General features: G+C 73.7%; 8 protein-coding genes. 6 read left to right on the top strand and 2 right to left on the bottom strand.

The window, feature by feature from the left end:
- Nucleotides 1-912: aldo/keto reductase (locus C1I93_RS22230; protein WP_220039595.1), on the bottom strand; the 912-nt coding region annotated here is incomplete at its 3' end.
- A 99-nt stretch (nucleotides 913-1,011) separates the two neighbouring features.
- Between C1I93_RS22230 and C1I93_RS22225 the strand changes: the two genes are divergently transcribed.
- The 3 genes from C1I93_RS22225 to C1I93_RS22215 all read left to right on the top strand — a co-directional run bounded on the left by C1I93_RS22225 (nucleotide 1,012) and on the right by C1I93_RS22215 (nucleotide 3,987).
- A complete protein-coding gene (locus C1I93_RS22225) occupies nucleotides 1,012-1,779 on the top strand; it encodes a glycerophosphodiester phosphodiesterase family protein (RefSeq protein ID WP_111245234.1) in 768 nt (255 codons plus the stop codon).
- Between the two features lie 23 nt (nucleotides 1,780-1,802).
- Nucleotides 1,803-3,197: an MFS transporter gene (locus tag C1I93_RS22220; RefSeq protein ID WP_111245233.1), complete on the top strand. Its 1,395-nt coding sequence runs from the start codon at nucleotides 1,803-1,805 to the stop codon at nucleotides 3,195-3,197.
- 94 nt (nucleotides 3,198-3,291) lie between these two features.
- Nucleotides 3,292-3,987: a thymidine kinase gene (locus tag C1I93_RS22215; protein ID WP_420811708.1), complete on the top strand. Its 696-nt coding sequence runs from the start codon at nucleotides 3,292-3,294 to the stop codon at nucleotides 3,985-3,987.
- A 39-nt stretch (nucleotides 3,988-4,026) separates the two neighbouring features.
- Here C1I93_RS22215 and C1I93_RS22210 read toward each other — a convergent pair whose 3' ends face one another.
- Nucleotides 4,027-5,127 carry an SGNH/GDSL hydrolase family protein gene (locus tag C1I93_RS22210; protein ID WP_212808473.1) on the bottom strand — a complete coding sequence of 367 codons (1,101 nt, stop codon included), beginning with the start codon at nucleotides 5,125-5,127 and terminating at the stop codon, nucleotides 4,027-4,029.
- Nucleotides 5,128-5,345: 218 nt separating this feature from the next.
- Between C1I93_RS22210 and C1I93_RS22205 the strand changes: the two genes are divergently transcribed.
- The 3 genes from C1I93_RS22205 to C1I93_RS22195 all read left to right on the top strand — a co-directional run bounded on the left by C1I93_RS22205 (nucleotide 5,346) and on the right by C1I93_RS22195 (nucleotide 12,443).
- A complete protein-coding gene (locus C1I93_RS22205; RefSeq protein ID WP_111245231.1) occupies nucleotides 5,346-8,543 on the top strand; it encodes an FtsX-like permease family protein in 3,198 nt (1,065 codons plus the stop codon).
- 182 nt (nucleotides 8,544-8,725) lie between these two features.
- Nucleotides 8,726-11,431 (top strand): FtsX-like permease family protein, encoded by a 2,706-nt coding sequence (locus C1I93_RS22200; protein WP_146603558.1) that lies wholly within the window; start codon nucleotides 8,726-8,728, stop codon nucleotides 11,429-11,431.
- A 40-nt stretch (nucleotides 11,432-11,471) separates the two neighbouring features.
- The gene (locus tag C1I93_RS22195; RefSeq protein ID WP_111245229.1) at nucleotides 11,472-12,443 is read left to right on the top strand and encodes an ABC transporter ATP-binding protein; all 972 of its coding nucleotides are present in this window, start codon (nucleotides 11,472-11,474) and stop codon (nucleotides 12,441-12,443) included.
- Nucleotides 12,444-12,540: the final 97 nt, after the last annotated feature.

The raw sequence follows: 12,540 nt of genomic DNA, 5'->3' as shown, positions 1-12,540 counted from the left end.
GTGCAGGGCGTCGGCGCAGGCTCGGATGCGCTCGGGGCGGGCGGTGCCGATCACCGGCACGATCCGGGCCGGGTGCCGCTGGAGCCACCACAGCAGGATCGTCTCCGCTGTGGTGTCGTGCTGCTGCGCGAGCGCGGCGACGTGCTCGGCCGTGGCGTGTTCGGTCGGTGTCTGCGCCAGCCCGGTGTACCGGCCCTTGGACAGCGCCCCCCACGCCTGCACGCCGATCCGGTTGCTGCGGCAGTGCTCGATGGTGCCGAGGGGGAAGTTGAGCGTCGCGGACTGCGTGGTGTTCGCCAGCACCCCGGCCTCCACCCAGTCGCGGTGGGCCAGGCTCAGCTGCAACTGGTTGACCACCAGCGGCAGGTCCAGGTGCGCCTGGAGGTACGCCACCTGCGCGGCGGCCATGTTCGAGACCCCGACGTGCCGCACCAGGCCCTGCCGGTGCAGCGAGGTGAGGGCCTCGGCGATCTCCTCGGGGGCGGCCAGCGGGTCCGGCCGGTGCAGCAGCAGCACGTCGATCACGTCGGTACGCAGCCGGGTCAGGCTCTGCTCGACGCTGCGTACGATGTGCGGGCCGCGCAGGTCGTAGTAGCCGGCGCGGGCGCCGTCGGGCAGGTGGATGCCGCACTTGGTCTGGATCAGGATGCGCGAGCGCAGTCCCGGCGTACGGGTGAGGACCTCACCGAAGACGGCCTCGGACTTGCCGTTGCCGTAGATGTCGGCGTGGTCGAAGGCGGTGACGCCGATCTCCAACGCCGCCTCGACCGCGGCGTGCGCGTCGTCGATCTCCTGCGCGCCGTACGGCTGGTTGTCCCATGTCCCGCCCAGGCCCATGCACCCGTAGATCAGTCGGTGGGTCCGGATGTCGGTCGCGGCGCTGTTCGGGCGCGGGTGCTGTGGGTCGGTCATCGCACCTGGATAGCACAGAGCGGCCGCCGGTGGCCGGGTCGGGTGCGCTGTCACGTCCCGGCCACCGGCAGGTCACCGGAGCCGGGCATACTGCGCAGCGTGTCGATCGGCTACGCCTACCTGGACTCCCCCGGCCCGCTCGCGTTCGCCCATCGCGGTGGCGCCGCCGAGGGCGACGAGAACACCGCGGCGGCCTTCGCCCGCGCGGTGGACCTCGGCTACCGGTACGTGGAGACCGACGTGCACGCCACCGCCGACGGGGTGGCGGTGGTGTTCCACGACGCGACCCTGCAGCGGCTCACCGGGCAGCGGTCCCGGGTCGCCGCGCTGCGCTGGGCCGACCTGGCCACGGTACGCGTCGGCGGCGACGCCGCGGTGCCGCGCCTGGACGAGGTCCTCGACGCGTGGCCGCAGGTGCGATTCAACATCGACGTCAAGTCGGACCGGGCGGTGCTGCCGACGGTGGCCACGCTGGCGCGCGTCGACGCGCACGAGCGGGTGCTGTTGGCCTCGTTCAGCGACGGTCGGCTGGCCCGGTTGCGGGCGCTGACCCGTGGGCGGGTGGCCACCAGCCTCGGTGTGCGTGGGGTGGCCCGGCTGCGGTGGGCGTCGCTGACCGGCCGGCCGTTGCGGCTGCCGCGTTCGGTGGTGGCGGCGCAGGTGCCGGTGCGTTACGGCCGGTTGCCGGTGGTCGACCGCCGGTTGCTGCGTACCGCGCACCGGTGCGGGTTGCAGGTGCACGTCTGGACGATCGACGATCCTGCCGAGATGCACGAGTTACTTGATCTTGGTGTTGATGGCATCATGACCGACCACGTCGGCGTGCTGCGCGACGTCTACCGCAGCCGCGGCCACTGGGCCGCCTGAGCAGTCAGGGCAGAGGACCCCACATGGCCGAGACGGTGTCCCCCACCGCGCGCGACGACCTGCCGCCGCCTGCCAGCACCCGCCGCGAGCGCACCGGCTGGTACGTCTACGACTGGGCCAACTCGGCCTTCCAGACCACCGTCATCACGGTGTTCCTCGGGCCGTTCCTGACCAGCGTCGCCAAGGTGGCCGCCGGGTGCGCGCCGGGCGGCGACTGCGACGGGTACGTCTACCCGTTGGGTATCCGGGTGGCCCCGGGGTCGTACTTTCCGTACCTGATCTCGTTGTCGGTGCTGTTGACGGTCTTCGTGCTGCCGGTGACGGGGGCGATCGCCGACCGGTCGATGCACAAGAAGCGACTGCTGGCCGGCACCGCCTTCACCGGCGCGTTCGCCACCATCGCGATGATCTTCGTCACCGGTGACCGGTATCTGCTCGGCGGGGCGTTGTTCCTGGTCGCCAACATCGCCTTCGGCGCGGCGATCGTGGTGTACAACTCGTTCCTGCCGCAGTTGGGTGGGCCGGACGAACGCGACGGCATCTCCAGCCGTGGTTGGGCGCTGGGTTACCTCGGCGGCGGCGCGCTGTTGGCGTTGAACCTGGTCGCGGTGCAGTCGTTCGACAACGGCACCGCCGAACGCACCCTGGACCTGGCCCGCTGGTCGATCGTCTCGGCCGGGCTGTGGTGGGCGGTGTTCACGTTGGTGCCGTTGCGCTGGTTGCGGGAGCACCCGACCGCCGCGGCACTGGCCGCCGGCGGCCGCGGCAACGTGTTCACCGACGGGTTCCGGCAGCTCGGGCGCACCCTGCGGCAGGTCAAGGCGTACCCGTTGACGTTGTTCTTCCTGCTGGCGTTCCTGGTCTACAACGACGGCATCCAGACCGTCATCACCCTGGCCAGCCAGTACGGCACCGAGGAGCTGCGGCTGGAGCAGAGCACCCTGATCGTGACGATCCTGCTGGTGCAGTTCCTGGCCTTCGGTGGGGCGCTGGCCCTCGGCGCGTTGGCGGCGCGCATCGGCGCGTGGAAGACGGTGCTGCTGAGCCTGGTGCTGTGGATCGCGGTGATCCTCGGCGCGTTCCGGCTGCCCGCCGAGGCGCCGGTGCCGTTCATGATCCTCGGCGCGGCCATCGGACTGGTGCTCGGCGGCAGCCAGGCGTTGAGCCGGTCGCTGTTCAGCCAGCTCATCCCCGCCGGCAAGGAGGGCGAGTACTACGGCTTCTACGAGATCAGCGACAAGGGCACCAGTTGGCTCGGGCCGCTGGCCTTCGGTCTGGTCTTCCAGCTCACCAACTCCTACCGGGTGGGTCTGGTCTCGTTGCTGATCTTCTTCGTGGTCGGGTTCGCGTTGCTGCTGGCGGTGCCGATGCGCCGGGCCATCGTGGCCGCCGGCAACACCCCGCCGCGGGTGCTGTGACCCACACCGGCGGGCCGCTGATGATCGGCTCGCCGGTGCCCATCGGCTAGGCTGCCCGTCCGTGAGTACCGCCGACGACGCCACACCGACCTGCCTGGCTCGACCGCTGCTGGCCGCTCCGGGCGACGACCCGGTCGGGTGCGTGGCCGCCCGAGGCGTGGACGGGCGGCCGGCGCACGCCGCCGCGCTGCGGTTCTACTGGGGCCCGATGGACTGCGGAAAGTCCACGATGGCTCTGCAGATGAACTACAACCACGCCCGGCAGGGCCGCCGGGGTCTGGTCACCACCCGCATCGACCGGTCGCTGGGCCCGCAGGTCACCACCCGCATCGGGTTGGCGCACGAGGCCATCGAGATCACCGACGAGTTGGACCTGCGGGCCCTGGTCCGCGAGGCGTGGGCCGACGGCGTACGGGTGGACTACCTGATCTGCGACGAGGCCAGCTTCTACTCGGTGGAGCACGTGGAGCAGATGGCCGAGCTGGTCGACAGCTACGACGTGGACGTGTACGCCTTCGGTCTGGCCACCGACTTCCGGTCCTGCCTGTTCCCCGCCGCGCAGCGGCTGTTCGAACTGGCCGACTCGGTGGCCCGCATCCAGGTCGAGGTGCTCTGCTGGTGCGGCCGGGAGGGGCTGCTCAACGCCCGGGTGGCCGGCGGTCGGGTGGTCCGCGAGGGCGAGCAGGTCGTCATCGGCGACACCGTCGACGACGCCGACCTGCGCTACCAGGTGCTGTGCCGGCGGCACCACCGCACCGGCGACCTCGGCCCACGCTCCGCCGGGAGCTGACCGTCGGCGCGGTGGTGACGCCGGCAGCTGACCCTCGCGCTACCAGCGCAGCGCGAGGGTGCCGATGAACGAGTGCAGCTGGTCGGCGATGAGCTGGTGGTCGCGCTGCGACGGATGCCAGTGGCAGCCGAGCAGGTCCAGGTTCTCGCCGTAGGAGAAGTGCTGCACCCGCTGGTCACCGCGGCGGTGACGTTCGCGGACGACGCGTTGGGTGGCCTCGCCGAGGGTGGGGTCGGACATCTGTGCCGCGACCACCAGGATGGTGGCGCTGCGGCCGTAGCGGGCGCGCAGCTTGTCCAGGAAGCCGTGGTAGGCGCTGCGGTACGCGGCGGCCAGGCTCTGCGGGGTCCAGGTTTCGTCGGGGCCGATGGCGGTGGAGAAGTCGTTGATGCCCAGACCCACCACGATCAGCTGGGGCCGCCAGGTGGGCGGGACCGGCCAGACGTCACCGTCGACGGCCAGCAGGGCCCGGTCGTAGTAGGTGCGGTAGTTGGTGCCGGGTTCACCGCCGGCGTAGTTGCGGACCATGCCGCGGCCGGAGAAAGCGTTGATCTGGTAGTCGGCGCGCAGCCGTTTCGCGGTCAGGGCGGCGAAGCTGCGGTCGGCGTTGGTGGTGCGGTTGACCTCGTCGCCGGAGCAGTCGCGGGTGGTGGACATGTTGCCGTAGCCGGCGGTGTGCGAGTCGCCGATGAACTCGATCTGGCGGGTCCGCGCGGCCGGCCTGGCCAGCACGGCGCCGCCGGGTGCGGCGACGAAACCGCCGAACGAGGCGGTGGCCCAGGGGCTCTCACTGCGCTTGACCAGGCGTACGGTGTGCGCGGTGTCGCGCAGGTCGGTGATCCAGTGGGTGCCGGCGCTCGGCGTGACCAGGGTGGCGGCGGTCACGCCGTCGACCTGGACGTCGTAGTCGCTGTGCGGGTCGTCGAGCACGACACCGACGGCGGTGCCGCGGACGCGGCCCTCGAAGTAGACGCCCGGCCAGCTGAACCGCGCGGCGCCGTCGGCGACGCTCACCCGCCCGGCGGTGTGCACCTGGGCCAGCGCACGCGAGGTGGCCGGTGACGCCGAGACGGGTGGGGCCACCGGCGTGAGACCGACGGTCACCGTGCCGGCCACCATGGCGGCGAGGACACGCCTCATCAACTCCCCCTTGTATCGACATCTGTTGATCTGGCCCCTCAGTGTCGAAGTGGGGCGGCGGAAAGTCAATCGGCAGCGCGAACCCCACCGCCGACGGCCGGTCGATAACGAAACGATCACCGCCGCGAACCTTTTCCGGCGGCCGCCCCCTTCTCAGGCATGACGACAGCCGGCGCGGGCCGCACCGGCGCCGAGGCACGAGCGGGGGTAGCCGACGGATGAGGCTCGCGTGGCGACGCGCCCACGGCACGAGCGGGCTGCTGCTCGCGGCCGCCGGGGCGGCCCTGGTGGCGACGGTGGCACTCACCGGCCTGGCCGCGTACAGCAGGGACGTGGTCGACTCCGGCACCCGCAACGTCCTCACCGCCGCGGCCGCCGAGGAACGCTCCGTGCTCGTCCGCGCCTCGGCCGGCCGCACCCACCAGGCGCTGCGGGAACGCGACAGCGCGCTACGGCAGCGCGTCGAGACCGACCTGGCCGGCCTGCCCGCCCGGATCAGCACCGCCGGCTACGCCGCCGGCCGGCAGTTGCGCGGCGACACCGGTGACGCCGCCGCCGACCGCACCGGCAGCACGTACGCCTCGGTGATGTTCCTCGACGACCTGCCCGCGCACGCCCGGCTGACCGCCGGCGACTGGCCGCGGGCCGGCGCGACGCCGGTGCAGACCACCCTGGCCACGGCCGCCGCGACGGCCCTGCGGGTCGACGTCGGCGACCGCATCCCGATCACCGACGGGCTCACCGGCACGATCATCGAGGTGGCGGTGGTGGGCGTGTTCACCCCCGTGGACCCCGCCGCCGCGTACTGGCGACTGGCCCCCGAGACGGCGACCGGCTCGCTGCCGCAGGCCGCCACCTACGGGCCGATGATCGTGCACCGCGACGACTTCACCTCCCGCTTCCTGACCAACGCCTCCATCGGCTGGCTGATCGAACCGGACCTGTCCACGGTCACCAACCCGGCCGCCCTGGACCGGCTGGCCGAGGTCGCGACGCGGATCACCACCAGCGCGAGGAGCATCGAGGCACTCGGTGACTCCGCCGTGGCCACCAGCGAGATCGAGATCCTGGTACGCCGGTTGCAGCAGGCCACCCTCGTCGGCCGCTCCGCGCTGGTGACCCCGATGCTGCTGGTGGTGGTGCTCGGCGGGTACGCGCTGCTGCTGGTGGCCGTCCTGCTCACCGAGCAGCGCCGCGGCGAGACCGCGCTGCTGCGGGCCCGGGGCGCCGCCCGCTGGCAACTGGTCGGCCTGACCGCCCGGGAAGCCACACTTGTCGTGCTGCCCGCCGCGGGCCTGGCCCCGCTGCTCGCCGCCGAACTGCTCGACGTCGCCGACCGGCTGCCCGGCCTGGCCGCCGTGTCGCTACGCGGACACGGCGCACCGACGATCTGGCTGGTGGCCGGCGCCGCGGCGGCCGGCTGCGCGTTGGCGATGATCGCGCCCAGCCTGCGCCGGGGCGACAGCTACGTCGCCGACCTGGCCAGCCGGTCCAGGCCGAGCCGCCGCGGCCTGATGCAGCGGGCCGGGCTGGACGTCGTCCTGGTCGGCGGGGCCCTGCTGGCCTGGTACCAGCTCGGCCGCTACTCCTCCCCGGTGTCCCGCGACCGGGGCGGCGAACTGGGCGTCGACCCGCTGCTGGCCGCCGCGCCCACGCTCGGGGTGCTGGCCGGCGCGGTGCTGGCGCTGCGGCTGCTGCCGCCGCTGGTGCGCCTCGCCGAACGGTGGGTGGACCGCAAACCGTGGACCGCCGTCATGCTCGGCACCTGGCAGGCCGGCCGCCGGCCGCACGCCGGGCCGGTGCTGCTGCTCGCCCTCGCCGTCGCCGTCGGCACCCTCGCCTGGTCGCTGGCCGGCACCTCCCAGCAGTCCCTGACCGACCAGGCCGCCCACCGGGTCGGTGCCGACCTGCGACTGACCGAGGTCAACAACGCCGCGCCGCCGCAGCGGGCCGACCAGGTGGCCGCGCTGCCCGGGACCCGGGCGGTGCTGGCGGCCTGGCGCGACACCGTACGCCTCGGCCCGAGCGCCGAACCGGGCACCGTGCTGGGGCTCGACGCCGCCACCGCGGGTCAGGTGGTGCACCTACGCGACGACCTGGCCGCCGGCGGCGGCACCGAGGAACTGTTCGACAGCGTCGCCGCGCAGCGGGTGCCGGCGACGACCGTCGCGCTGCCGGCCGATGCCCGCCGGCTGACCGGGCACCTGCGCACCCGCGCCGACGGGCGCGGCATCACCGGGTCCGTGACCCACCAGGCGATCGTCGTCGGGCCACGCGACGGCCACCGGCGGCTCCCACTGGGCAGCACCCTCGACGACGAACCGCTGCGCTTCTCCGTCGACCTGCCCGCCGGTGGGCCGTGGCGGCTGGCCGGGTTCACCGCCGAGACCCTCGGCGGCCCCGGCACCTCGCTCGACTGGCAGGTGTCCGACCTGCGGGCCGCCGGCCCGGACGACTCCCCCGGCACCCCGCTGGACCTCGCCGCCGACGGTCCGTGGCGGCTGTCGGACCGGGCCGGTGAGGTGGCCGCGTCGACCGCCACCGGCGCGACCCTGCGCACCCGCTACGCGCGCAGCGGCAACCCGTACGACCGCCCGACGTTGACGCAGCTGACCATCACCCGGTCGGCCGCCGACACCCGGGTGCCCGTGGTGGCCACCGCGCAGGCCCTGGCGGCGCTGCACCTGCAGGTGGGGGCGCAGACCCGGTTGTTCCTCGGCGGCGCCGACGTCGACGTGACGGTGGTCGACGCCGTGACGGCGCTGCCCGGCGACGTCGAGGACGCCGCGCTGCTGGTGGATCTGCCGTCGCTGAGCACCCGGCTCTTCCACGACCACGGCCTGCTGCTGTCGACTCAGGAGTGGTGGCTGTCCACCGCACCCGGGCAGGCGCAGCAGGCGGCCACCGCCGCCGCCGCGCTCGGCGGCCTGGTCGTGCTCAACCGCGCCGACGCCGCCGACGAGCTGGCCGGTGACCCGTTCGGGGTCGGTGCCCGCGGCGCGCTGTTCGCCGCCGCCCTCGCGGCGGTGCTGCTGGCCGCGGTCGGCGTGGCCGTGGACGTCAGCGCCACCGCCCGCCGCCGGGCCACCGAGTTGGCCGTGCTGCACACCCTGGGCGCCGGACACCGGCTGGTGGCCCGGTCCCTGCTGGCCGAGCAGTCGTTCCTGGCCGGCATGGGGGTGCTCGTCGGGCTCGTCGTCGGGCTCGGTGTCGCAGCGACCATGGCCCCGCTGGTGATCCTCACCCCGTCGGCCGACCGCCCCGACCCGCCACCACTGTTGCGGGTGGAGTGGCCACCGGTGCTGGCCACCGCCGTGGGTCTGCTACTGGTGGCGTTGGCCTTCAGCGCCGCACTGTCCACCGGCATGCGTCGCCGGCTAACCGCCACCCAACTCCGCACCGGGGAGGACCGGTGAGCGCGAGGCCGGTGAGCGCGAGGAACGCAGCGCAGCGGAGTCCCGCAGTCGCGAACGAAGGGTTGGCCCGGTGAGCGCGAGGAGTGAGCTTGCGAGCCCCGCAGTCGCGAACGAAGGGTTGGCCCGGTGAGCGCGAGGAGTGAGCTTGCGAGCCCCGCAGTCGCGAACGAAAGGTCGGCCCGGTGAGCGCGAGGATGATTCTGCGCAGGATCAGGGCGTACGGCGCGCATGTGGGTCTGCTCGCGGCGCTGGGTTTGGTGGCGGCGTTGCTGGTGACGGCGGCGCCTCGGCTGGCCGACGGGTACGCCGACGCCGGTCTGCGCGCAGACGTGAACCGGCTGCCGCACCAGGTGCGGGACGTGACCATCGCCGTCGCGATGCGGCCGGACCGGCCGGGCACCGCCGCCGCCGGTCAGACGTCACTGGACGGGTTCGCCGAGGCGTTGCCCCAGCCTTTGCCGGCGCTGGTGGACCGCCGGTGGTACGCCGCGGCGCTGCCCGAGGAGCAGTTGAGAGCCACCGGCGACGAGCCGCCGATGAACGGCGGTGCGGTGAAGAACATCGGGTTGCGGGCGCAGACCGGTGTGCCGGAAGCGGCCGAGTTGACCGCCGGCCGGTGGCCGCGTACGCCTGGGGGCGGGGCGGCGGAGCTGGCGGTGTCGGCGGCGGTGGCCGAGACGCTGTCGCTGCGGCCGGGCACCCGGCTGCGGCTGGCCGGACCGCAGGGCGTGGCGCAGGCGCAGGTGGTCGGGGTGTTCACTGCCCGCGACGCCGGTGACCACGTCTGGGACGACCTGCGGCTGGCGCTGGATCCGCTGGTGCCGGTCGCGGACGGCGATCCGTACCTGGCGGGGGCGGTCACCGACTGGACGGGCCTGGACCTGGTCTCGGCCGCCAGCGGCGTTGCGGCCGACCACAGCTGGCGTTACCGCCTCGACGAGCGCCGCCTGGACACCTCGATGCTGGCGGAGGTCACCGAGGCGGTGACGCACAGTCGGCGCATCGAATGGGTGCCGGAGTCGACGGTGCAGACGTCACTGGACAGCGCGTTGAGCCGCTTCGCCGACCAGTTGCGGACGGTGCGGGCGCTGCTGGCCGTCGTGCAGGCCGGGCTGATCGCCAGCGTGCTCGGGCTGATCCTGTTGGCTGCCCGGTTGGCGGTGCGCCGCCGCCGCGACGAGTTGGCCCTGCTGCGGGCCCGGGGCGCGGCGCTGGCCACGATCGGTGGGCGCACGCTGGCCGAGGCGGCGCTGGTGCAGCCGCTGGCCGTGCTGGTCGGTGTGCTGATCGGCAGCCGGGTGCCGGGTCCCGCCCACGGCCTGCCGTGGTTGGCGGTGCTGCTGGCGGTGTCGACCACCGCGGTGGTGCCGGTGCTGGCCATGGTCGCCCACCGCCGGGTCGCCACGGTCACCGGCCGCAGCGATGTGGTGCGGCAGCGGCCGTCGGTACGCCGGTTGACCGCCGAGGCCAGCGTGCTGATGCTCGCCGGCCTCGGGGTCCTGCTGCTGCGGCGGCGGGGCCTCGACACGGCGGGCGGTGTCGACGCGTACCTCGTCTCGGTGCCGGTGCTCGTCGCGCTCGCCGCGGCGCTGGTGGCGATCCGGCTGCTGCCGTGGCCGCTGCGGCTGGCGGGCCGGTTCGGGGCGCGGGCCCGGGGCGCGGTGCTGTTCCTCGGTGTGGCCCGCGCCGGGCGGGGCGCGCCGGTGGCGCTGGGCCCGCTGGCGGTGCTGATCGTCGCGGTCAGCACCGGCGTGTTCGGTGCGGTGGTGACGACGAACGTCTCCGCCGCCCGGGACCGGGCCGCGACCCTCACCGTGCCGGCCGACGCGCTGCTGACCGGTTACTCCTTCGCGCCCGACGCCGGTGCCGCGTTGACCGAGGTGTCGGGGGTGCGGGCGGTGGCCCGGATGTGGGTGGACTCCAACCGTCGGCTGTTGTCCGGCACCGAGGTCGGGGCGCGGTCGTTCGGGCAGGCCCGGGTGCTGGTGGTGGACGGTGCGGCGTTCGCCGAGGTGGTGGCCCGCAGCGGTGTCGACGTGGACGTGCCGGCCGCGTTGCGGACCGCCGTGCGCGCCGACACGCCGGTGCCGGCGCTGGTTTCGACGCAGGTGGCGGCGGAGTTGGACGGTGCGGCAGTGGCCGACGTGCAGGGCCGGCTGTACGGGTTCCGGGTCGCCGGCGTGGTCGACACGTTTCCCGGCGTCGGGTTGGGGGTGGAACGGTTCGTGGTGTTGCCGTGGCAGGCGCTGACGGAGTACGCGTACGCGCCGATCGTGCCCAACCGGTATCTGGTCGCCGGTGACGACATCGACCGGGCGCGGTTGTTGGCGGTCGCCGACGACGCGCAGCGTCGCCGGCAGTCCGACGTGCTCGGGGTGGAGGTGACGCGGCCGGAGTTGCCGGCGGCGTTGGAGACCTGGCGGGCGTACCGGCAGTCGTTGGCGCGTACCGGCGCCAACGAGGTGCTGACCCTGACGTTCACCGCCGGGGCGGTCGGCGGTACGGCGTTGGCGTTGCTGGCTGTCGGGTTCACGGTGATCGCCGACGCGGCCGGTCGGGGCCGGATGCTGTCGCGGCTGCGCACCCTGGGAATGTCCGCCGTGCACGGCCGGCGACTGCTGGTGTACGAGTTGGTGCCGCTGGTGGTGGTCGCGGCGGTGGTGGGCACCGTGGTGGGGGCGCTGCTGCCGCGGCTGCTCGGTCCCACCCTCGGGCTGTCCGCGTTCGTGCCGGACGTGGCGCTGCCGCAGCGGCTGGATCCGCTGGTCGTGGGCGGGGTGTTGGCGCTGGTGGTGCTCGGTCTGGTGGCCGGGCTGGTGGTGGAGAGCCTGGTGAACCGACGCCAGCGCCTCGGTGAGGTGCTGCGGCTGGGAGAGGAGAACGGGTGATGAGCGAGGCGGTCATCGGGCCCGGCGCGGTGGTGCCGGCATGAGTGTGGTGCGTGAGGACGTACCGGATCTGGCGACGTTGCAGCGGCGGGCGGCGCAACGGGCCGCCGACCGTGCCGGCGGGGCCGACCGGCTGCGCGGGCACATCGTCTGCGACAGCCTGGTACGCATCTTCACCACCGAGGGGGTGGAGGTGGTCGCGTTGCAGGGCCTCGACCTGGTGGTGGACCGCGGTGAGCTGGTGGCGATCGTGGGCGCCTCCGGGTCCGGCAAGTCCACCGTGCTGAACATCCTGTCCGGGCTGGACACCCCCACCGCCGGCATCGCCCGGGTGGCCGGCTACGACCTGCTGACCATGTCGGCGCGCAAGCGGTTGCGGTACCGGCGGCACACGGTCGGGTTCGTGTGGCAGCAGACCAGCCGTAACCTGCTGCCGTACCTGACCGCGCGGGAGAACGTGGCGCTGCCGATGCAGCTTGCCGGGCGGCGGGGCCGGGCGGCCCGACGGCGCGCGGTGGAACTGTTGGAGCTGGTCGGCGTGGAACACTGCGCGGACCGCATGCCGGGGCAGATGAGCGGCGGTGAGCAGCAGCGGTGCGCCGTGGCGGTGGCGGTGGCCAACGACCCGGAGGTGCTCTTCGCCGACGAGCCGACCGGTGAGCTGGACGAGGCCACGGCGGCGGAGGTGTTCGGCGCGTTGCGCACCATCAACGCCGAGCTGGGTGTCACCGTCGTGGTGGTCACCCACGACCCGCAGGTCGCCACCCAGGTACGACGTACCGTCGCGATCCGCGACGGGCGCACCGCCTCGGAGGTGCGCCGCACCGCGCGGGTCGGCGCCGACGGGGTGGAGGAACTGGTCACCGAGGAGTACGCGGTGCTGGACCGGGCCGGGCGGATGCAGTTGCCCGCCGCTTTCGTCGACGCGCTCGCGTTGGCCGACCGGGTGAAGCTGACTCTGGAGCCGGACCACGTGCAGGTCCGCTCCGGCGACGGAAGGGGCACGACGTGAGTGAGGACCTGGTCCGGGTTGAGGGGTTGTGCCGCGACTACGGCGGCGGTGAGCGGGTGGTGCACGCGGTGCGGGACGTGTCGCTGCGGGCGGGGCG

This window comes from Micromonospora endophytica, assembly GCF_003236305.1.
GTDB classification, from domain to species: Bacteria; Actinomycetota; Actinomycetes; order Mycobacteriales; family Micromonosporaceae; genus Micromonospora; species Micromonospora endophytica.
Note: the sequence above shows the minus strand (reverse complement) of the source record. Positions and strands in the feature narration are given on the sequence as shown.